This window comes from bacterium (genome assembly GCA_019637795.1).
Classification (GTDB): Bacteria; Desulfobacterota; Binatia; order HRBIN30; family CADEER01; genus JAHBUY01.
In genome coordinates this window covers 177,151-198,944 of the sequence record JAHBUY010000003.1, presented here as the reverse complement: position 1 = coordinate 198,944, position 21,794 = coordinate 177,151, and the positions used below count along the sequence as shown (strand labels likewise).

17 protein-coding genes are annotated in these 21,794 nt (G+C 71.3%); 11 read left to right on the top strand and 6 right to left on the bottom strand.

The annotated features are described in order from the left end of the window. Window positions 1-44: 44 nt before the first annotated feature. From KF840_10925 to KF840_10915, 3 genes are all read right to left on the bottom strand, one after another. On the bottom strand, window positions 45-752 hold the full coding sequence (locus KF840_10925) for a type II secretion system protein GspG (protein ID MBX3025404.1): 708 nt from the start codon (window positions 750-752) through the stop codon (window positions 45-47). A gap of 16 nt (window positions 753-768) precedes the next feature. After that, on the bottom strand, window positions 769-1,047 hold the full coding sequence (locus KF840_10920) for a hypothetical protein (GenBank protein MBX3025403.1): 279 nt from the start codon (window positions 1,045-1,047) through the stop codon (window positions 769-771). 126 nt (window positions 1,048-1,173) lie between these two features. After that, a complete protein-coding gene (locus tag KF840_10915) occupies window positions 1,174-1,620 on the bottom strand; it encodes a hypothetical protein (GenBank protein ID MBX3025402.1) in 447 nt (148 codons plus the stop codon). Between the two features lie 83 nt (window positions 1,621-1,703). Here KF840_10915 and KF840_10910 point away from each other — a divergent pair, with 83 nt between their 5' ends. The 5 genes from KF840_10910 to KF840_10890 all read left to right on the top strand — a co-directional run bounded on the left by KF840_10910 (window position 1,704) and on the right by KF840_10890 (window position 10,280). Continuing rightward, window positions 1,704-2,600: an LD-carboxypeptidase gene (locus KF840_10910; GenBank protein MBX3025401.1), complete on the top strand. Its 897-nt coding sequence runs from the start codon at window positions 1,704-1,706 to the stop codon at window positions 2,598-2,600. Between the two features lies 1 nt (window position 2,601). Continuing rightward, window positions 2,602-3,735, top strand: coding sequence for a serine hydrolase (locus KF840_10905; GenBank protein ID MBX3025400.1), 1,134 nt, complete (start codon window positions 2,602-2,604; stop codon window positions 3,733-3,735). Between the two features lie 2 nt (window positions 3,736-3,737). Further along, window positions 3,738-5,174, top strand: coding sequence for a hypothetical protein (locus tag KF840_10900; GenBank protein MBX3025399.1), 1,437 nt, complete (start codon window positions 3,738-3,740; stop codon window positions 5,172-5,174). 50 nt (window positions 5,175-5,224) lie between these two features. Further along, entirely contained in the window at window positions 5,225-5,977 is a 753-nt protein-coding gene (locus KF840_10895; GenBank protein ID MBX3025398.1) for a phosphoadenylyl-sulfate reductase, read from the top strand. A 439-nt stretch (window positions 5,978-6,416) separates the two neighbouring features. Beyond that, window positions 6,417-10,280 (top strand): right-handed parallel beta-helix repeat-containing protein, encoded by a 3,864-nt coding sequence (locus tag KF840_10890; GenBank protein MBX3025397.1) that lies wholly within the window; start codon window positions 6,417-6,419, stop codon window positions 10,278-10,280. Between the two features lie 279 nt (window positions 10,281-10,559). On the opposite strand, the gene KF840_10885 is transcribed toward KF840_10890, so the two are convergent. Next, on the bottom strand, window positions 10,560-10,817 hold the full coding sequence (locus KF840_10885; GenBank protein ID MBX3025396.1) for a helix-turn-helix transcriptional regulator: 258 nt from the start codon (window positions 10,815-10,817) through the stop codon (window positions 10,560-10,562). A 348-nt stretch (window positions 10,818-11,165) separates the two neighbouring features. Between KF840_10885 and KF840_10880 the strand changes: the two genes are divergently transcribed. Next, window positions 11,166-13,808 (top strand): hypothetical protein, encoded by a 2,643-nt coding sequence (locus KF840_10880; GenBank protein ID MBX3025395.1) that lies wholly within the window; start codon window positions 11,166-11,168, stop codon window positions 13,806-13,808. 17 nt (window positions 13,809-13,825) lie between these two features. Here KF840_10880 and KF840_10875 read toward each other — a convergent pair whose 3' ends face one another. Next, entirely contained in the window at window positions 13,826-15,118 is a 1,293-nt protein-coding gene (locus KF840_10875) for an SAM-dependent methyltransferase (protein MBX3025394.1), read from the bottom strand. 206 nt (window positions 15,119-15,324) lie between these two features. Between KF840_10875 and KF840_10870 the strand changes: the two genes are divergently transcribed. Together KF840_10870 and KF840_10865 are read left to right on the top strand one after the other, a co-directional pair. Next, complete coding sequence (locus KF840_10870; protein ID MBX3025393.1) at window positions 15,325-15,501, top strand: hypothetical protein; 177 nt, start codon at window positions 15,325-15,327, stop codon at window positions 15,499-15,501. Between the two features lie 29 nt (window positions 15,502-15,530). Further along, entirely contained in the window at window positions 15,531-15,887 is a 357-nt protein-coding gene (locus KF840_10865) for a hypothetical protein (GenBank protein ID MBX3025392.1), read from the top strand. Between the two features lie 18 nt (window positions 15,888-15,905). Here the strand turns inward: KF840_10865 and KF840_10860 are convergent, their stop codons facing one another. After that, window positions 15,906-16,826, bottom strand: a complete 921-nt coding sequence (locus tag KF840_10860) for an RluA family pseudouridine synthase (GenBank protein ID MBX3025391.1) — start codon at window positions 16,824-16,826, stop codon at window positions 15,906-15,908. Between the two features lie 28 nt (window positions 16,827-16,854). Between KF840_10860 and KF840_10855 the strand changes: the two genes are divergently transcribed. The 3 genes from KF840_10855 to KF840_10845 are packed head-to-tail and all read left to right on the top strand — an operon-like array spanning window position 16,855 to window position 21,780. Continuing rightward, window positions 16,855-17,997, top strand: coding sequence for an aminotransferase class V-fold PLP-dependent enzyme (locus KF840_10855; protein MBX3025390.1), 1,143 nt, complete (start codon window positions 16,855-16,857; stop codon window positions 17,995-17,997). A 45-nt stretch (window positions 17,998-18,042) separates the two neighbouring features. After that, the gene (locus KF840_10850; GenBank protein ID MBX3025389.1) at window positions 18,043-19,110 is read left to right on the top strand and encodes a mannose-1-phosphate guanylyltransferase; all 1,068 of its coding nucleotides are present in this window, start codon (window positions 18,043-18,045) and stop codon (window positions 19,108-19,110) included. Between the two features lie 45 nt (window positions 19,111-19,155). Beyond that, the gene (locus tag KF840_10845) at window positions 19,156-21,780 is read left to right on the top strand and encodes a 1-acyl-sn-glycerol-3-phosphate acyltransferase (GenBank protein MBX3025388.1); all 2,625 of its coding nucleotides are present in this window, start codon (window positions 19,156-19,158) and stop codon (window positions 21,778-21,780) included. Window positions 21,781-21,794 lie beyond the last annotated feature (14 nt).

Genomic DNA, 21,794 nt, shown 5'->3' with positions numbered 1-21,794 from the left:
GCTCCGTCGCCTAGCGCCCGTTGGCCGCCGGGGCAAGGCGGCGATCAACCGTTGAGGAGGTCGTAGGCGAGGGCGTAGGCGGCGACGATGATGAGGAAGCTGCCGAGGCGCGCATACGGCAGCTCGCGCGCCAGCGCGATGGCGCCGGCGAAGCCGAGGACGCCGAGGATGCCGGACAGCGGCGCCAGCAGCGACTGCGTCGAGCCGCTGAACATCACCAGCACGAGCCCGCCCCAGAAGGCGGACATGCCGGCGAGCACGCCGTCGCACCAGGGCACTGCGGGGAGCGCCGCCACCAGGGCCAGGCCGACGAGCAGGACGGTGACGAACGACCGCAGGATGCTCGGCGGGTGCGGGCCCAGGCGGCCGAAGCGGGCGCTGATGTCGCTGTTGGCACCGCCGCCGCCGGGGCGGCCGTCGGCGCCGTAGCTCAGCACGTCGGCCCAGTCCGGGCCGCTGCGGTCGTAGATGTAGGGATGGCCCCAGGGATCGGTGTCGACCGACGGCAGGAACTCCGGCGCCAGCTTGCTCAGTCCCTCGCGCTCGTCCGGGATGTGGTGGTACTGGCCGCGGTAGCGGTCGATCGCGGCCGCGAGCTCGCGCGTGCCGGCGACGGCGATGCCGTAGGTGCCGTCGCCGTCGAGGCCGTTGTAGGCGGCGGTCAGCACGCGGGCGAGCAGCAGGATCAGGACGATCGGCAAGATCAGGCCCAGCCCGGCGCCGGCGGCGAACGCGAGTCGCGAGGAGGACACGAACCCGGCCGCGCGCTCAGCGTTTCAGGATGCGGAAGGAGCGGCGCAGGCGCGCCGCCTGGTCCTGCACCGAGCGCATCCGCTGCGCGTCGACGAGGGCGTGGAACAGCTCGGTGTCGCTGGCTTCCGGCTCGGCGTGCGCGCCGTGGGCGATGGCGTCGATGAGGTCGTTGATCAGGCGCGGGATCTCGCGCTGTGGAATCACCAGATCGCCGCGGCCGAGGCTGCCGCTCCAGTTCGCGGCGTACGGGCGCAGCACATCGAGGATCTTCTCCGTCTCGGGGCGCTCTCGCATGGGAACAGCGCGAACATACCACACGCGCGCGCGCAGGCGAACGTGCGATTGCTGGCCTGGCGCGCGGTTGCTACTCGAACAACGATGCGGAGCGCACTCGCGACGGCGGTCCAACGGCGCCGCGGATCACCGCTTCTGGTCGGCGGAGCTCGCGCCGCCGCGGGTCGTGATGTGGCCACCGCCGCCGGTGCCGATGGGCGCCGGACCGGCGGCGCCGAACGGCGCTGGGCCGGCGGCCCCGAACGGCGCGGGGCCGGCGGCGCCGAGCGGGGCGGGCCCGGCGGCGCCCAGTGGGGCGGGGCCGGCGGCGCCCAGAGGGGCGGGGCCGGCGGGGCTGCCCGACACGCGGCCGCGTGGCACGACGACCGACTGCGCGCCCGGCTGGGCGCACAGCCCGTGGACCGCGGCGACGGAGAGTCCCATCGTCTGCGCGATCTCCGCGACCGACAGTCCCTGCTGCTGCAGGCGGAGGGCCGTCTCGCAGCCGGCGTTGTCGGCGGATGCGGCGGCGGCGATGGCGAGCAGCGCCGCGGTCGCCAGCCCGAAGGGCAGCAATCGATGCAGTCGAGTCATGACAGAGCCTCTCCTCCCCTCTTGCGACGACTGTAGGGGCCGGGCAGAGATGCGGCAATCGGGTCCCGTGTGGGAGGTGTGGCATGCGCAAGCCGGCGCCGTTGCGGCCGGGTGATCTGATCGCGGTCACCGCGCCGGCGGCGGCGGTCGACGGCGCGGCGGTGGAGGCCGGGGCGCGCCTGCTCGAGCGGGCGGGGTTCGCGGTGCGCATCGGGGCGACGGTCGGCCGCCAGGCGGGCTACCTCGCCGGCACCGATGCCGAGCGGGCGGCTGAGCTGCAGGCGCTGTTCGCCGACCGCAGCGTCCGCGCCATCATCGCGGCGCGCGGCGGCTACGGCAGCGGCCGGCTGCTGCCGCGGCTCGACCTGGAGACCATCCGCCGGCAGGCGAAGATCGTGGTCGGCTACAGCGACGTCACCTTCCTGCTGACGGAGCTGGTGCAACGCGCCAACATGGTGGTGTTCCACGGCCCGATGGTCGCCGACCTGGCGGCCAACCCAAGCGGGGCCGACGCCCTGCTGCGTCTGCTGAGCGGCGACCGCACCACCTGGAATCTGCGGGCGCGCGAGATCGTCCAGCCCGGCACCGGCGAGGGCGTCCTGGTCGGCGGCTGCCTCTCGATCCTGGTCGCGGCGCTCGGCACGCCGTACGCGATCGAGACCAAGGGCCGGCTGCTCTTCCTCGAGGACGTGAACGAGAAGCCGTTCCGCGTCGACCGCATGCTCACGCAGTTGCGCCAGGCCGGCAAGCTGGACGGGCTCGCCGGGGTGCTGTTCGGCGACATGACCGGCTGCGGCCATGCCGGCGACGCGGTCACGGTGCGCGACGTCATCCGCGAGGCGTTCGCCGACGCCCGCTACCCGGTGGTGTTCGGACTGCCGACCGGGCACGGTGGGGGCACCGCCACGCTGCCGCTCGGCGCGCGCGCCCGCCTCGCCGGCGAGCGGCTGCACCTGCTCGAATCGCCACTGGCGGAATGAGATGGGCTTCGAGCGCGTCGAGCAGGAGATGGCGCAGGCGGTGCACCGCGGCGTCTTCCCCGGCGCCGTGCTGCTGGTGCGCGCCGGCACGCACGTCTTCTATCTGCGCGCCTTCGGCTCGCGGCAGATCGAGCCGACCCGCGCGCCGATGGCCGAGGACACCATCTTCGACCTCTCCTCGCTGACCAAACCGCTCGCCACCACCACGGCGATCATGCTGCTGATGCGCGACGGCAAGCTGCGCCTCGACGATCGGGTGACGCGCTTCCTCCACAACTTCGGCGTCTACGGCAAGACCCACGTCACCATCCGCCACCTGCTCTCGCACGCGTCCGGCCTGGCGGCGTGGCGGCCCTTCTACAAGGACCTGCAGCAGATCGAGAAGCGGGGCGAGAAGGTCAACTTTCTCGGCAGCACGGCGGCCAAGGAGTACGTCTACCAGGCGATCGGCCGCGAACGTCCCGAGTCGCCGGCCGGCGCGAAGGCGGTCTACAGCGATCTCGGCTTCATGCTCCTCGGGGCGCTGGTCGAGATGGCGTCGGGGACGACGCTCGATCGCTTCTACAACGACCGCGTCGTGCGGCCGCTGGGGCTGCGCGCCACCTCGTTCATCGATCTCGGCATGGTGCGATCGCGCCGCATCGTGCCGGTGACCGAGATGATCGCCGCCACCGAGCGCTGCCCGTGGCGCAAGCGGGTGCTGTGCGGCGAGGTCCACGACGACAACGCCTGGGCGATGGGCGGTGTCGCCGGACACGCCGGCCTGTTCGCGTCGGCGCGCGACATCGACACGCTGCTCTGTCACCTGCGTGCCGCCTGGGCGGGCCAGGACGAGGTGCTGCCGGCGGCGCTGGTGCGCGAGTTCTGGACCCGCGACCGGACGCCGGGATCGACCTGGGCGCTCGGCTGGGACACGCCGTCGCCCACCGGATCGCAGTCCGGCAGCCGCTTCTCGTCCGACACCATCGGGCATCTCGGGTTCACCGGCACGTCGATCTGGATGGACCTGGCGCGCGACCGCCACGTGGTGCTGCTCACCAACCGGGTGCATCCGACGCGCGACAACGATGCGATCAAGCAGTTCCGCCCCGTCATACACGACCTGGTGAACGAGGCGCTGGACGGGGAGGGGTGAGGATGGGTGACGCTCGACCGGCGGCGGATCTGGCCGCCGTGCGCCACGTGCACCTGATCGCCATCGCCGGCGTCGCCATGGCGGCGCTCGCCGGCATGCTGCGGGCGCGCGGGATGCGGGTGACCGGATCCGACGAGGCGATCTATCCGCCGATGAGCACCCTGCTCGAGCGCCTCGGCATCCCGGTGCTCGAGGGCTACCGGCCGGAGAACCTGCAGCCGCCTCCCGACCTGGTGGTGATCGGCAACAAGGTGTCGCGCGACAACGCCGAGGTGCAGGCGGTGCTCGCCGCGGGCCTTCCCTATCTCTCGCTGCCGGAGACGCTGGGGGCGCTCTTCCTCGCCGACAAACAGTCGCTGGTGGTCGCGGGCACGCACGGCAAGACGACCTCGACCGCGATGCTGGGCTGGGTGCTGGAGTGCGCCGGGCTCGACCCGAGTCTGCTGGTCGGCGGCGAGAGCCTCGATTTCGGCGGCAACTTCAAGCTCGGCCGGGGCCCGTGCTTCGTCATCGAAGGCGATGAATACGACAGCGCCTTCTTCGACAAGGGACCGAAGTTCCTCCACTACCGGCCGAGCGCCGCGATTCTCACCGCGGTCGAGTTCGACCACGCCGACATCTATCGCGACCTCGCGGCGGTGCAGGCCGCCTTCCGCGCCTTCGTCGCCCTGCTGCCCGCCGGCGCTCCGCTGGTCGTCGCCACCGCCTTTCCGCACGCCGTCGAGATCGCGCGCGGCGGCGCGGCGCGGGTCATCACCGTCGGCGAGGAGCCCGGCGCCGCGTGGCGCATCGCGGGTCTGCGCGACGAGGGCGGCGCCCTGCGCTTCGACGTGCTCTTCGCCGACCGGCGCGAAGGCGCGCTGACGCTGCGGGTCCCGGGCGCGATCAACGCCCGCAACGCGCTCGGGGTGTACGCGTTGGCGCGCGAGCTCGGGCTGTCCCACGACCGCATCGCCGACGGGCTGGCGCGCTTTCGCGGCGTCGCGCGACGCCAAGAGGTGGTGGGCGATTATCGCGGCGTCACCGTGGTCGACGATTTCGCCCATCATCCCACCGCGGTCGCCGGCACCCTGGCGGCGCTGCGCGCCCGCTATCCGGGCCGCCGCCTGTGGGGCGTGTTCGAGCCGCGCTCGAACACCAGCCGCCGGCGGGTGTTCCAGCGCGAATACGTCGCGGCCCTGTCGGCGGCCGATCGGGTGATCGTCGGCGGCGTGTTCCAGAAGCAGAGCGACGCGGTGAACGCCGATCAGCTCTTCTCCCCCGAGCAACTGGTCTCCGACCTGCGCCGGGCCGGCGTCGCCGCCGACGCGATCGGCGACGCCGGGGCCATCGCCGCGGCGATCGCCGCCGGTGCGGCGGCCGGCGACGTCGTCGTCCTCATGTCCAACGGGTCGTTCGGCGGGCTGCGCGACAAGCTCACCATCGCCCTGGCGCCCTGACCCGAGGGCCCATGGAACCGGCGCAGCGCTTGCGCTAGACATTTTGCCTCATGAGCGTCGCCATCCCGCGGTCGGTGATCGACACCGTCCTGTCGCGCGCCTTCGACGACAAGCCCGCGGAGGAGATCCTGCGCTGGGGGATGGACACCTTCGCGCCCCGTCTCGCGCTGTCCGCCAGCTTCGGCTCGCCCGAGGGCATGGTGATCCTCGACATGATGCACGCCATCGACCCGGCGCGGACCCGCGTCTTCACGATCGATACCGGCCGCCTCCACCAGGAGACGTACGACCTCATGGACCGCGTGCGCACGCGCTACGAGGTCGAGGTCGAGGTCTACTTTCCGCGCCCCGAAGCCGTGCAGGCCATGGTGCGGGAGCACGGGCTGAACCTGTTCTATGATTCGGTCGACCTGCGGAAGAAGTGCTGTGGCGTGCGCAAGGTCGAGCCGCTCGAACGCGCCCTGGCCGAGCTCGACGCCTGGATTGCCGGCCTGCGCCCGGACCAGTCGGTCACCCGCGGCGACGTCCGCGCGGTCGAGGTCGACGAGGTGCACGGGGGGCGGATCAAGTTGAACCCGCTGGTGCGCTGGACGCGCGAGGACGTGATGGCCTACGTCGATCGCAACCACGTGCCGGTGAACCGCCTGCACGATCAGGGCTACCCCAGCGTCGGCTGCGTGCCCTGCACCCGGTCCATCCAACCGGGCGAGGACGAGCGCGCCGGGCGCTGGTGGTGGGAGAACGCCGACCAGCGCGAATGCGGCATCCACGTCGGCTACGAGGAAAAAGGCTCCGGCATCTGAGCCGCGCGCGCCGCCCGGCTCGATCGGGCAGCGCCAGCCTTCCGTCGACGCCCGGTTCCATTCCCTTCTCCCGTCGCGCATCCAGCCGTGTCGGCGCCGTTTCCTCCGTTCCGGCAGGGACTTGCGGACGTACGATGTGCGAAGTCGCAACGTCTGAATATATCTTGACATTGCGGCTGACCGATCAGTAGGGTGACCGGCAAAACGATACAGCCGTTGGCATGGACGATCGAATGCGCGTCGCGGCGATCGTTCGTGTCCCAGTGACAGGGCACGTGCATAGATAACGCGTCTAGTGCGCCGCGGATGCCGGGGGGATGAAGCGGTGGCCGGTCGCAGTTCGTGTGGGGGAACCGGAATGAGACAACGACGCACGTCCGACAATCTCGCGCGCCGCGGCGCGCGGGGGGCCTGGGCGGCAACGTGGGTGCTACTGGCCGTGGCGGCACTGCTCCCCGCGCCTGCCTCGGCGACCCATGAGCGCGCCGCGCTCATCACCTGGGCGCCGATCGCCGGCAACACCGTCGAGTTCACCATCACCGGCGCCTGGCGGCGCAGCGCCTACAGCACCGCCAGTGGTCGCTGCCGCAACGTCGCCAGCCCGTCGCTGCCATCGATTGCGTGCAGCGGTGTCGACGGCTACGCCGCCGTCGGCGACGTCATCGTCGAATCGCTCGGCGGCACGCAGTTCGATCCCGGCCAGGGCTCGGTGATCTCCTCGCCGCTCAACGCCCTGCTCTACGTCGTCACCTCGGTCGACCCGGTCAACGACTGGCTCTACGGCACGGCGCTCGATCCCAGCAGCCTGCCGACGATCGACACCACGATCTCCAAGACCTACACCAACTCGTCGCCCAAGACGGCCTTCATCCAGGACTGCTGCCGCATCTCCAATACGCCGGGCGGCAACCAGCACATCAACAACCCCGACGGCAGCTATCGCATCGAGACGCGCGTCACGCTCGGCGGCAGCAACCGACCGCCGGTCAGCACCATGCCACCGGTCGTGCTGTGTCCGGTCAACGGTCTCTGCACTTTTCAGGTTCCGGGCACCGATCCGGACGGCGATCCGATCACGTATCGGTTCTCTACCGCGACCGAGGCGAGCGGGTCGTCGAGCGGGTTCCGCCAGCCGGGGCCGACGAGCGCGCCCAATGCGGCGACGATCAGCAGCAGCGGCCTCTACACCTGGAACACCGCCGGTGCCACGGTCGGCAGCGGCACCACCTATTATTCCACCCAGGTCACGATCGAAGATCGCGACGGCAGCAACAACGTCAAGAGCAAGATCGCGGTCGATTTCCTCATCCAACTCGTCAGCCAGAGCGGCACGCCGCCGGTCTTCGATCACCCGCCGACGCCGGCCTGTGGCAGCACCATCACCGTCAATCCGGGGGCCGTGGTTTCGTTCACCGCTCAGGCGTCCGACGTCGACTTCGGCCAGACGGTGACGCTCAACGCCGTCGGCATGCCCAGCGGGGCGACCTTCACCCCGTCGCTGCCAACCACCGCCAACCCGGTCAGCAGTGTCTTCACCTGGAACACCATCGGTGGCGACGCCGGAACGACGCACGTCGTCACGATGACCGCCACGGACAGCTCCAATCTGCAAGCCTCGTGTTCGGTCAACATCACCGTCAACCAGTGCCAGAGCGACGCCGACTGCGCCGACAACAGTCTGTGCACCACCGACACCTGCCAGCCCGGCAATCCCAACGCCAACGCCGGCGGCTGCGTCAGCGCCCCCGTCGTCTGCGACGCCTGCCAGACGTGCGATCCGGGCCTCGGTTGCACCGGCGCCGTGTGCACGCCGATCTACACGCTGACGTCGACGCCGACGCCCTCCTCGACGCCGACCGCCACCGAGACCGCGACCGGGACCAATCCGCCCACCGCGACCATCACCGACACGCCGACGGTGACCAATACGCCGACCCGTACCAACACGCCGGTGCCCTACTGCGGCGACGGCAATCTCGATCCTGGCGAGAGCTGCGACGACGGCAATGGCATCGCGGGTGACGGATGCGAGCCCGACTGCACCGTCTCGACCGCCTGCAGCCTGGTCTATCCGGGCGTCGAGCGCTTCGTCGGCGGCTGCGGAGCGCCGAGCGACCCCGACATCCAGACGGCGATCGACAACGCCGCGGACGGCGACATCATCACCATCTGTCCGGGCACCTACACGCAGCCGGTGCAGGTCACCAAGCAGGTCAAGATCCGCGCCTTCGCGCCCGGCGTGATCGTGCAGACGACCGGCACCGCCTTCGACATCCGGCGCAGCGGCGTGGTGATCGACGGCCTGACGATCCAGGCGAGCGGTGGCTCCGCGATTTCCGCGAACGCCATCTGCCCGCTCGGCCAACCGTCGTGCGCCAGCCCAGGGCGCGGCACGAACCTGACGTTGAGCAACAATACCATCAGCAACAGTGCCATCGGCATCGGCTGGCAGCGCCGCGTCGACTGCGTCCAGATCGAAGGCAACACCATGGCCGGCAACGCGTCGCACATCGAGATCCTGCAACAGGAGGGGACGCCGGCGATCCTGGTCAGCATCATTGCCAATCAGATCAGCGGCGGCGGCGCCAGCGGCTCGGCGGTGTCCCTGTCGGGCATCGGCGCCACGATCGCCGCCAACACCATCGCCAACTCGAACACCTCGGGATTGGTGCTCGCGGCGATGAGCGCCGGCAGTCAGGTGATCGAGAACGCGATCGCCAACAACAGCGGCGATGGCATCACCATTCGTCCCGGCGCCGAGGTGACGGCGATCCACGACAACAACATCACCCACAACGAGGTCGGCCTGGGCAACGAGTCCGGCGCCGGGACCCTCGACGCGTCCCTCAACTGGTGGCGCTCGCAGACCGGTCCGAGCGGCCTCTACACCGGCATCGGCGATCGCATCGTCAATCGCGTCGGTGGCGCCAGCACCACGTTCCTCGAGTTTCTCTGCAAGCCGTTCCCACAGGGCTTCCCGAGCATCCAGGGCGTGTGCAGCACCGAGACCGCCGAGGTGCGGCAGTTGGTGCCGGGGCGCAATCCGGATCTGGACACCTTCGGCCGCTACATCGTGTTCGAGTCGAGCGCGAACATGAACGTCGATCGGCGCAGCGCCTACAGCAATGGCGACGCCAGCCAGGAGATCTTCCTTCTCAATCGGCGGCCGAAGAAGTCGTTGACCGGCATCTGCCTCGGGGGGCTGCTGTCGTGTGACTTCGCCAATCTCGGCGCCTGCACGCGTTGCAACGGGCGCAAGCAGTGTCCGGGCGACCCGAGCGCCGATCCGATCATCCTGAACGGCGAGTGCGTGATCGTCACCCAGCTCACCAACGGTGGCGCCGGCACGAGCAGCCGTGGCCCCCGTCTCACCGGCCTCGCCAAGACGGTGGTGTTCGACAGCGACAGCGATGCCGCTGGCGGCAACGTGGACGGCTCGCGCGAGGTCGACGCCTGGAGCCGCAAGAGCTTCGAGAAGGCCGCGCCGGCGTTGTCGTCGTACTCCGACGGTGCGCCACCCGAGGGCTTCGAGCGCCCGGTGCCGGCGATGAGCGGCAAGGTGGTGGTGCTCGAGTCAAATGCGAATCCGACCGGCGGGAACGCGGACGGCAACACCGAGATCTTCATCTACAAGCCGCGCAGCAACCAGTGGATCCAGGTCACGGACACGCTGCCGCCGGTGGAGAACCACCGCCCGGCGACCATCGATGGGCGCCGCTTGATCTTCGACTCGACGGGCGACCTGCAGAACGATCCCAGGGCGCCGGCGGCCAGCAACGCCGACGGCAACCGCGAGCTGTTTCTGGCGCGGCTGCGCGGCGGCGGCGCGGTGGAGATTCGTCAGCTCACCAATACCGCGGCGCCAGCCGACAACCGGGCCGGTAGCCTCGACGCCAACAGCGCGCTGATCGCCTTCTCCTCGACCGCCGATCTGGTCACCGGGCAGAACACCGACGGCAGCCGCGAAGTCTTCACCTGGACGCGGCGTACGGGCGCCTTCGAGCAGATCACGCACGCCCCGAGCGGCGAGAGCACCAACCCGGTGATCAATCTCAGCAAGCGATTCCTGGTCTTCGAATCCACCGCCGATCTGACGTTGAGCGGCGCCAGCAACCGCCGCATCTTCCAGTTCGATCGCAGCAAGGGCGAGCTGCTCCTCCTGTCGCGATCGCGCTTCGGCACCAACCAGGCGCCGCGCATCAAGAAGCGGCGCTTCGTCGTCTGGGAGTCCAACGCCAATCTCACCGGCAACAACGCCGGCGGGGATTGGGTGATCTACCTGTTCGACCGCAAGAAGGACTGAAGCGCCGGCACCCGCGTCGTGTCAGCGTCCGCAGGGCCACCGGCCGAGCGAGCGTTCCATCGCGCTTGCTCGGCCGCTCTGCGCTGTTCCCACCCGCGCCCGATGAGCTCAATGGAAGCCCTTTGCGGCGCTCCGTCGGGTGCATCGGGCCGACACCTGGGCCCCCCCTGACGGCGCCCGGGCTGCCGCCGCGTTCGCCGCGGCGGGTGATCCAGTGGGCGACCGGCGGACGGGCCCAGTGGGCGTCCGCCGGTCGCTCCCACGCGGATCGCGGATCCGTCAGAACGACTTGCTGACGTGCCCGATGAGCGGCGCCGTGGTGGCCTCGAGATCGATGGGGATCGCCGCCTGGGTGGCCAGACCCTGCATCGCCTTGCGTGCCAACCGGCTCGGCTCGATGTGACCGTTCTCCCACCGGTTCACCGTGGACACGGTGACGCCGATGGCGTGCGCGAACTCCTCCTGCGTCATGCTGAGGCGCTGGCGCAGTTGGGAGATCATCGAACCCTGCTGGTTGATCCTGTCGCTGGTCATCATTGGCTTTCCTCCTGGTGTTGCGCCTGGGGTTGCGCGTGAGTCCAGCACGGCACATGCCACCTGGATCGACGACAAATCGTCGAACCATATGACGCCATGCTATGCGACCGCGGTGTCGAGAAAGCGTCGAAGTGTCAGTTGACCGTCACTTTACCCCGCAGGGCGCACGCCGATTGCTTCGGCGGAGGTCGGCGCGCTCGCGCATGCTGGCACAGTCGACCGAAATTCCAACGCTTTTCGGACGCGCGGCCAGTGTCGCGCAGTTGACGCTGAAGGGACGGGCGGGCATACACTGACAAAGTCGTGAGCTGGCGGATGGTGCGCGGGGCGAGCAATCGCGTCTTGATTGTGATCGCCGCGGCCGCGTGCCTGGCGCTGGGCGTCGGAGACGCGGCGGCGACGGTGTCCTCGCTCCCCGGTGACGCCGACTGCGACGGCTTGGTGACCGACGGCGACCTCGCGCAGTTGAGCCGCGAGCTCACCGACGGCGACGGCCCCTCGGTGGACGACGTCGACGGCGGCACGGTGGTCAGTTGCAGCGGCGTCGACGCCAACGGCGACGGCATGGTCACGGCGGCCGATTTTCCCGCCCTCGGTCGGCTGCTGCGCGGCGGCCAACCGGCCGGCAGCGGCCCGGTCATCACCTACGTGGGCATTGCCGCCGCGGACGGCACGGTCACCTCCCCGGCGGGGGATCTACCGGTGCCGACCTTTCAGTCGATCAGCGGCCTCGGCTTTCGCCTCGTCATAGAGGCGATGCCCGGACCCGGCAACGTGCCAATCGGGCAACAACTGGTGCGGACGCGCCCCGGCGACCCGCCCGATCTGCAGGTGCAGGTGACGCGCAATCTCGGCGATGGCAACGCCGCCGTCTGCGGCGAGGGCGGCGTTCCCGGTCTGGCTCCGCCGAGCTATGCGCCCCGCCCGGGACTGAACGAAGCCTTCAACGACATCGGCTGCCGCTTCGAATTCGCCGCCAACCCGTTTCGCGCCTGCACCTTCGACAGCTTCGGCGTGCAGCGCTTCGTCGATCCGCGCACCCGTGCCCAATTCTGCCTGCCGGTGTCCGCCGTCGAGGCTTTCCCGAACGGTGCGACCATCATCACCGCCCGCGTGCTCGACACCGCGGGCACGCCCAGCGCCCCGATGCAGATCCTCCTGCGCGTCGGCAGCGAGCCGCTGGTGACCGTGACGCCCCGTCCGACCGCTACTGGCACGCCGCTGCCTACCCGCTCCGCGACGGAGACGGCCGTCCCGGCCACCGGTACGCCGATTCCCACCGCAACCGCATCCCAACCGGCGACCGCGACCGTTACCGCTACTGCCAGTCGCTCGGCCACCCCGACCCGCACGCCCCCCAATTCCGCGACGCCCACGCGCAGCGCGACGGCGACGCGCACGGCAAGCCCGACCGCCAGCGGAACGCCGAGCGCGACCGGCACGCGTACTCGAACCATCACGCCCGGGCCGAGCCCGACCGCCACCGACACCGCCCCGCCGACCGCCACCGAGACGCGCACCGCGACGTTCACGCTGACTGTGACGCCGACGCGCACGCGCACCAGCCCCTTCACTCCGACCCGTACGCCGTTCCCGACCGAGACCGCCACGGGAACCCAGACGCCCACCCGGACGGTCACCCGCACGCCGTCGATCACCCCGACCCGCACCGTCACGGTGACCGGTACCGTGCCGGCGACCGGCACCAGCACCGCGACACGCAGCGCGACGGTCACCCGAACGGCCACCCGCACCCCGATCGCCACGGCGACCAATACCCGCCCCGAGCCGACCGAGACGCCGACCTCCACCGGGTCGCCCACTTCGACCCGCACCCCCACGCGCACCCCGGTGGGCTCACGCAGCCCGAGCCTCACCGCCACCGCGAGCGTGACCCGCACCCCGACCGCCACGGCGACGGCGAGCGGGACGCGCACCGCCACCGGCACGCCGACGCGGACGCCGAGCCGAACCAGCACCGGAACCGTGGCGGCCACTGCCACCGTGACGCCGACGCGCACCGCCAGTGGCACGCCGCAGCCGACCGCCACCCGCACCGGCACGCCGACGCAGACCATCACCGGGACGCGTCCGCCCACCGCGACGCTGACCCGGACGGGCACGGCGACCACGACGCCGCTGGCGACCGGCACGCGGACCCTCACGGCCACGCCCAGTCGAACGTCGAGCGCGATCCCGACGGTCACCGGCACGCCGACCCGCACCGGGACCATCACCCGTACGGGAACTCAGACCGCGACGTTCACCCAGACCCGCACCGAGACGGTCACGCGCACGCCGACCCGCACCGGGACGGCGACGCGCACCGCGACCATCACGCTGACGCCGACCATCACCCGCACGCCGACGCAGACGCGCACGCCGACGCCCACTGGGCGGGTCGGCGCCGACATCACCTACGTCGGCCTGGTGCGCGCCAACGACGAGGTCGTGCCCGCGTCTGGCACCACCAGCCAGGGCTGGCCGATCTACGTGCGACCGTTCGGCTTCTCGTTCTCTCTCGTGGTCGAGGCCAAGCCGGGACCGAGCCGCCGGCCGGTGGGCACCAACGCCTTCCGCAGCGATCTCACCGATCCCGCCACGCGCCCGGATCTCGAGATCATCGTCTCGCGCCCGCTCGGCAACGGCAGCCTCGCCGTCTGTGACGACATGCTGCCGATGATCGGCGGCATCCCGGCATCGCCGAGCTTCGACCTGACGCAGAACATCTCGAACGCGATCAACGATCTCTCCTGCCGCTTCGTCAACGGCAGCGGGCTGCCCGGCGGCCGGCGCGAGAGCGAAGCCTGCACGGTGTTCGGCAATGGCGAGTTCGGCTTCGTCGTCAAGGCCACGACCGTTCAGTTCTGTGCCCTGATCGCCGAGCCGTTCGGCTTTCCGGTCGGCGACACGGTCGTCAGCGTCCGCGTGCGCGACAGCAGCGGCCAGCCCGGACCGCCGGCGTCGTTCGTGGTCCGCATCACCCCCTGAGCTGGCGGCGCTGGCGGCTAACGTCGCAGCAGTAGCAGCTTGAACGTGGCGCCGCGGCGGCGGCGGAACTCGCGCAGCGAGCGCGCCACGTAGCGGCGCACCGGCTCCGCTCCGGCGGTCGTCCCGCGCGCGTGGCCGATCGCGCCGCTGCGCCACGTTGCCTCGGCGCCGACACCGGCCAGGGCCAGCATCCAGACCAGGGCCCGCTGCCGGACGATCTCCTCCAGCAGCCCGTCGTCCACCGCGATACCGCTCAGCCGCGCCAGCTCGGCCTGCGGTCCATAGGCGACGACCTGCCACCCGGCATCGCGCGCCGCGTCCGCGGCCAGGGTGAAGTCCACCATGAAGGTGATGTCATCGGCGCCGGGCGCGTCATAGATGCTGCGACCGGAGCGTGGCGGCCCGGCAAAGGCCTTGCGCCATTCCGGGGCGCGCAGATGGAAGCGGCGCAGCTCGCCGTAGTCGATCCAGATCGCGTCGGCACGCGTGTAGCAGCGCGCGGTATTGGCCAGCAGCGACGCCAGGCGCGGCGCGACGAACACCGGCGGGGCATCCGGTGGCAGGTCCCGCAACTCGGGATAGTACCGCGCGATGCAGCGGGCCAGCGCCGGGAGCTGGCGCAGCGGCCGGACGATCTCGCGGAAGCGCACGCGCTGGCGCGCCGCGGGGTCGCGCATCGCCGCGGCGAGGGCGGCGGGGCCGAGCGGCCGGCGGTGGAGCATCGGCTGCACGTGCACGACGCCCGGACCGCCGCTGGTGCCGACCACCTTGTGGTGCGGCAGGCAGTCCAGCACCTCGTTGGCCACGATCAGGCCGACGGGGCCGAAGGCGGCCGGCGCGCGCTGCGCGAGGTCGGCGCGTTGCCAGGTCACGCGCGCCGCCAGCGGGCCGAGAGTCCGGCGCTGGCGCGTCACCAGGCCGACGCTGCGCTCGACGATGCGGTAACGCGTCGCGGCGGCAAAGGCGCGCCACGTCGGACGCCGGCGCGCTTCGCCGTCGATCCCCAGCAGGGTGTCGAGGCAGAGCTGGCCGTTGCCGGCCCCGAGCTCGCAGAGCTCGAAGCGCGGCGGGCGACCGCGCCGCTGCCAGACGCGAAAGGCGTAGTGGGCCACCATGCGGCCGAAGACCGGCGACAGCGCCAACGGGTAGGTGTCGTAATGCCCGCCCTCGCCGAAACGCACCCCGCCGGTGCTGTAGTAGCCCCATGCGGGATCGAACAGGGCCCGGTCGACGAAGTCGCAGTATGAGAGCGGCTCGACGGCGGCACCGGTGGCGCCGCGGTCCGGCCGGCGGCGGCGCGCTGGCGACATGGCAACTGCGGCGGCTACCACATCCGCGCGATCGCGGCGACCTACCTCGTTGACTGGGGAAATGGCTTTCGGTATCGCTGGAGCGTCGGGCAGTCTCCGGCCCGCCGTGTGAGCAATCGCCCGGCATCGTGGACAGCGATCAATCCCGCGACCACCCGCTGCTGCCGACCCGAGGTTCGAGTTAGCGCCCAAGGAGGAAGCGCATCATGGCCGAGAAGAAGGCGAAAACCGCCCAGAAGGGGCCCGGAGCGGCGATGGTGAAGCACACCTGCCCGAGCTGCGGAGCCGACAGCCGTGTCACCTATTTCACCGGCTACGGTCCGCAGAAGGGATTCTTCTGGGTGTGCGACAAGGGCTGTGGCTACATGGCGCGGACGAAGTAGCCGCCGAGCGAGCGACGGGAGCGAGTGCGATGGCGCGCACAGCGAGCAAGAAGAGCAAGGGCTCGGGCAAGAAGAGCTACAGCGTGCTGGAAGCGAACGACGCCGGCGAGGGACAGGAGGACAGCGACCTTCCCAAGGACGAAGCCGGCCGGCGGAAGATCAAGCGGCAGTATGAGACGCTGCTCGGCATCCGCATCGAGAAGCTGAAGGGGCGCATCCTCAATCGCGAACGGATCAACAAGACGATCGAGGGCGTCTACTTCATCTGCGCCGAGTGCAAGAAGGTCTGCCACAACATGGACGACGGCCTGGTGGAAGACCCGAACAACGCGTACAACCTCTGCGGCGCCTGCGCCAAGACCAAGGGCAAGGGCAAGGCCGCCTGACGCGACCGGCGCCGGTCATCATGCCGGGGCCGCGAAGCTCGTCGGGGGCGGGCTCTCGATCCGCAGCCGGCCGCCGCTCGTGGGATGGCGCACGACGAGCGTCGCGGCATGCAGCATCAGGCGCGGCGCAGGCGAGCCGCCGTACAACGCGTCGCCGCGGATGGGATGGCCGATCGCGGCCAGGTGGACGCGGATCTGGTGGCGGACGCCGGTGGTGATCTCCACCGCCAGCAGGGTCATGTCGCCGCGCCGCGCCAGCGGCCGGAAGTGGGTGAGGGCGGGGCGCCCGGCGAGCGCGCGCGCCTGCTGCGGGTCGAAGCAGACGCGCATCGAGCGCGGCCGGCGCGGGTCGTGGGCGATGGGTTCGCGCCGCGTGGCGGCACGGGCGACGTCACCGTCCACCCATGCGAGGTAGTGTTTCTCGACCTGGCCGCGGTGGAACTGCCCGCGCAGGTCGCGCCAGGCGACCGCCGTGCGTGCGGCCAAGAGCACGCCGGAGGTGCCGGTGTCGAGCCGGTGGACGAGTCCCGCTTCGAGCGGCGAGCCTCCAGCGACGGCGCTTTCGGGGGCGATCGCGACGAGGAAGTTGGCCGCGGTATCGCGATCGTCGGAGCGCAGGGCCATTGCCGGCATGCCCGGCGGTTTGTCCAGGGCGATCAATGCCTCGTCCTGGTAGAGCAGCGGCAGCGCCAACTCCGGCTGGGCTGCGAGTGGCGCCGTGGCCAGGGCCGCGGCGTCGATCTCGACCACGTCGCCTCGCCGCAACAACTGCCCCTTGCGCGCCCGTCGCCCGTTGACCCGCACCGCGCCCGCGGCGATGATCGCCGCCGTACGCCGGCGGGTCATCCCACCACCGCGTTCGGCGACCAGGCGGTCGAGCCGGGTGCCGTCGGCGTCGCAGCGGATCTGCCGCGCGCCGGGAGCCGGGGGAGCGGGCACGGCCCGCACATATAGAGGAAGGGCGACGGTGACGACAATCGACTGGCAGGGCTGGCGGCGCGAGTTTCCCTCCACCGCCGACTGCGTGCACATGAACCACGCCGGGCTGGCGCCGCTGCCGCGGCGCGTCGCAGCGGAGATCCGCGCCTTCGCCGACGAGGCCGAGCGGTCGATCAGCACGACCTACGCCGGTTGGACGGCGCGGGTCGACGCGGCGCGAGCGGCGGCGGCGCGCCTGATCGGCGCCGTCCCCGAGGAGATCGCGTTCGTCCAGAACACGGCCGCCGGACTGTCGCTGGTCGCGGCCGGCCTGCGCTGGCGCCCGGGCGACAACGTCGTCGCCGTCGCCGACGAGTATCCCTCCAACGTCTACCCGTGGTGGGGGCTGCGGAGGTTGGGCGTCGAGACGCGCCTGGTGGCGCGGCCGCGCGTCCGCTTCGGCGTCGACGAGATCGCGGCCGCGGTGGACGCGCGGACGCGCGTCGTCGCGGTCAGCGCCGTCGACTGGCAGTCGGGGTTCCGCACCGACCTCGCCGCGCTCGGCGCGTTCTGCCGTCAACGCGACATCCGCTTCGCGGTCGACGGCATCCAGGCGGTCGGCGCCATGACGATCGACGCGCCCGCCTGCGGCGTCGACTTCCTGGCGGTCGGTGGGCACAAGTGGCTGCTCGCGCCGGAGGGGTGTGGCTTCCTCTTCGTCGCCAGCCGCGCCCTCGCGGACCTCGAGCCGGTGTTGTTGGGCTGGAAGAGCGTCGTCGACTGCGACACCTACCTCCCGTATCACTTCGAGCTGCGGCGCGACGCCGCGAAGCTCGAGCCGGGCACCCAGATGCACCTCGGCATCCGCGCCCTCGGCGCCGCCCTCGACCTGCTGCTCGAGGTCGGGCCGTCGGCGATCGAGCAACGCGTGCTCGCCATCACCGACGCCCTGGCGGACCAGCTCACCGCGCTCGGCGCCACGGTGTTGAGCCCGCGTCGGCCCGGAGAGCGCTCCGGCATCCTGACCATCGCGCTCGGCGACCCGGCGGCGCTGCACGCGGCCCTCACCCAGCACGGCGTCATCGCCCGCCAGCGGATGGGGGGTGTCCGCCTCGCGCCGCACTTCTACGCCGACGCCGGCGACATCGCGCGCGTCGTCGACGCGGCGCGCAGCGTACGCGCTGGTCGCTGACCGCGCGGTTGCGCTGCCGCATCCTTCTCGGATAGCTCGCCAGGGATGGGCACGAGGACGCCGACCCGCTTCGCGGTCATCATGGCGGGGGGCGCCGGGACGCGATTCTGGCCGCTCAGCCGCGCCGCCCGGCCGAAACAGTTCCTGCGTCTCGCCGGCCGCGGCACGATGCTGCAGGAGACGGCGCGCCGCGTCCATGGCGTGGTACGGCGCAGTCACCTGCTGGTGGTGGCGCCGCCGGCGCACGCGCCGATCGTGCGCGAGCAACTGCCATGGCTGGCGCCGCGGAATCTGATCGTCGAGCCCGCACCGCGCGGAACCGCTGCCTGCCTGGCGCTGGTGGCGGCCGAGATCGCGCGCCGCGCTCCGGCCGCGTCGATGGCGGTGCTCGCGGCCGATCACGCGATCACCGACGTCGCGGCGCTTCGCGACTGTCTGCGCCGCGCCTTCGACGTGGCCGAGGACGGATGGTTGGTGACCTTCGGCATTCCGCCGACCGGGCCCGAGACCGGCTACGGCTACGTCCGCATCGGCGCGCCGCTGGATCGCCGCCGTCCGCGCGTCGCGCGCGCCGTGCGGTTCGTCGAGAAGCCAGACCTGCCGACGGCCCGCCGGTTCCTCGCCAGCGGCGATTACCGGTGGAACTCGGGCATGTTCGCCTGGCGCGTCGACGTCTTTCGCGATGCCCTCGCCCGCCATGCGCCGGCCATCGCGGCGGCGGCGGATGCGGTCGCGGCCCGCGGCGCCGCCGCGGGCCGCGCCTACCGGCGGCTGCCCGCGGAGCCGGTCGACGTGGCGGTCCTGGAGCGAGCGCGCCGCATCGCGGTGGTCGACGCCACCTTCGACTGGAGCGACGTCGGGAGCTGGGCGGCGATGGCGGCGTTGTGGGGCGCCGATCGGGCCGGCAACGCGCATCGCGGCCCGGCGATCCTGCTCGACTGCCGCAACACGACGGTGCACGCGGGCAGCCGCGTCGTTGCCGTGCTCGGCGGCGACGACCTGATCGTCGTCGACACGGCGGACGCCGTGCTCGTCTGCCCGCGGTCGCGCGCCCAGGACGTCCGCGCCGTGGTGGCGGCGCTCGCGCGCGGGTCGACGCGGCGGCTGATCTGAGTTGAGTCGCTGGCCGCCTCGGCGCATGATGTGGGCCCGAGTCTCATGAGCCAGCCCGCCTACCGTCACGACGAGCCGACGCCGCCACCGGCAACTTCTCCCGTCCAGCCCGCGACCCGGTTCAACTTCCTCGTCACCTGGATCTGCCGGCGCCTCTTCGCGTCGATCCGCATCGCTCCCAGCGCCGTCGAGCACGTGCGTGAGCTCGCCGCCCGGGGCTCCGTGATCTACGTCATGCGCCAGCGCTCGTGGGTGGACTTCCTGCTCGTCACCTTCGTGCTCAAGCGCGAGGGGTTGCCGGTGCCGGCGTTCGTCAACGACCTGCCGCTCTTCTGGGCCCGCCCACTGCCAGAGATGGCGGGCGCGATGTGGCGCTGGCTCAAGCGGACGCGCCTGTTCGGCGGCCGCGAGCTGCGCGCCTTCGCCGACCGCAGCCGCTGCCAGCGGTTGGTTGCCGCCGGATATCCGGTGCTGCTGTTCCTGCGCGGGCGCGCCGTCGGGGTCGGCGGCCGCCCCGGTCGCCAACGGGCGCTGCGCGCCCGCACCGGTCCGGACTACCTGCGGGAGATCGTCCACCACCAGTGGACGTCGTCCGGCGACGAGGTCTCGTTGGTGCCGATCGCCGTCCTGCGCGGCCGCGGCATGCGGCGCAAGGAATCGCGCCTGGCGACCCTGGTGTACAGCCTGCAGGAGATGCCGGGCGAGATCCGCCGGCTGCTCTCGCTGCTGTGGAACCTCAACGATACCAGCCTCAGCGTCGGCCTCGAGGTGCCGGTGCGCTCGTTCACCCGCGAGTACCAGCGCGAGGGCGAGGAGCGCGTCGTCCGTCGCCTGACGCGGGCCTTGCAGATCTTCCTCTATCGCGAGGAGCGCGTCGTCTTCGGGCCGCTGCTGTTGCCGAAGCGCCAGGCGCGCCAGCGCGCGCTGCAGGACGACGAGGTGCGGGCCGCCATCCGGAGCCTGGCCGCCGACGGCCGCGAGGCGCAGTCGCAGCTCTGGCGGCGGGCCGAGCGCTACTTCGACGAGATGGCCGCCAACTTCCACGGCAGCTACTTCTCGATCGTCGAGTTCGTCTTCAACCGCATCTGGCCGCGGCTCTTCCAGGGCGTCGAGTACGCCGGCCTCGACAGGGTGACCGACACCATGCGCCAGCACCCGGTCGTGCTGGTGCCCTGCCACCGCAGCCATTTCGACTATCTCATCATCTCCTACCTCTTCCACGTGAACTACCTCAGCCCGCCGCACATCGCCGCCGGCATCAACCTCTCCTTCTGGCCGCTCGGCCCGCTGTTCCGCGGCGCCGGCGCGTTCTTCATCCGCCGCAGCTTCGAGGACAACCTCCTCTACAAGGCGGTGTTCCGTTCCTACCTGAAGTTCCTCATCCGCGAGGGCTACACGCAGGAGTTCTTCATCGAGGGCGGGCGCAGCCGGACTGGCAAGATCCTCACCCCCAAGCTCGGCATGTTGTCGGCGCTGGTCGACGCGTTCCTCGACGGCGCCCGCCGCGACCTCTACTTCGTGCCGGTGTCGATCCACTACGGCCGGATCGTCGAGGAGGAGGAGTACCAGCGCGAGCTCGGGGGCGCGGAGAAGGAGCCGGAATCGCTCGCCGGGCTGGTGCGGGCCCGGCGCGTGCTGCGGCGGCGCCACGGTACCGTCGACATCACCTTCGCCGAACCGATCTCGCTCGCCGCCGCGCTGGGCGCCAACCGCGAGGAATTCCGCCGCGACGACGATCCGGCGGTGAGCGAGCGCAAACGCCGCTTCGTGCAGAAGCTCGGGTTCCGTTTGCTGCGCGGCGTCAACGACGTCGCGGTCGCCGGCGCCACCTCGGTGTCGGCGACCGTGCTGCTCGGCTTGGCGCATCGGGCCTGCCGACTCGACGACTTCGTCACCCGGGCCCTGGCGCTGACGCACTTCCTGCGCGCCAGCGGCGTTCGCTTCACCGCCTCGCTGGAGCGCAACGCCGAGAGCGACTTCCGCGAGAACCTCGCCTTCCTCGAGGGCGGTGGGCTGGTTCAGCGCCTGTCCGGCGAGTCGCGGTCGGTGTTGCACGTCCCGGCCGAGAAGCGGCTGGCGCTCGATTTCTACAAGAACAACACGATCCACTTCTTCCTCCTGCCGTCCCTCATCGTCGACGCCATCGCCCGCGGGCTGACGGGGGAGGATTTGGTGATCGAGGTGGGCTGGTGGCTCGACCTCCTGCGCTGGGAGTTCCCGCGGCCCGAGCGGCAGGAACTGGCGGCCGCCATCGAGGACGTGCGCGTGCAGTTGCGCGGCCAGGACGTGGTGGTGGGCGAGGGAGAGGGGTCTCTGGCGACCGCGCATCCCTTCGTCGTCGCCGTGCGCCCGTTGCTCGACAACTTCCGCGAGGCGTACTGGATCGCCGCCCAGACGCTGCTCGAGCTGCCGGCGGCGGGCATGACCGAGAAATCGCTGATCGACCGGATGCGCAGGCGGTATCGCGCCGGGCTACTGCTCGGCGAGGTGCGCAAGCCGGAGGGGAACTCGTCGGTGACGCTGACCAACGCGATCAGCCGCTTCGCCGAGCTCGGAGCGGTCGAACGGCGAGCCGGTCGCGGCAAGGAGCGGCAGGTGCTGCCCGGGCCGCGGCGCGAGGCGCTGCGCGAGCTGGCCGCTCGGCTGGCGGCCGGCGTGATCGGCATCTGACGAAGGTTCGCGTT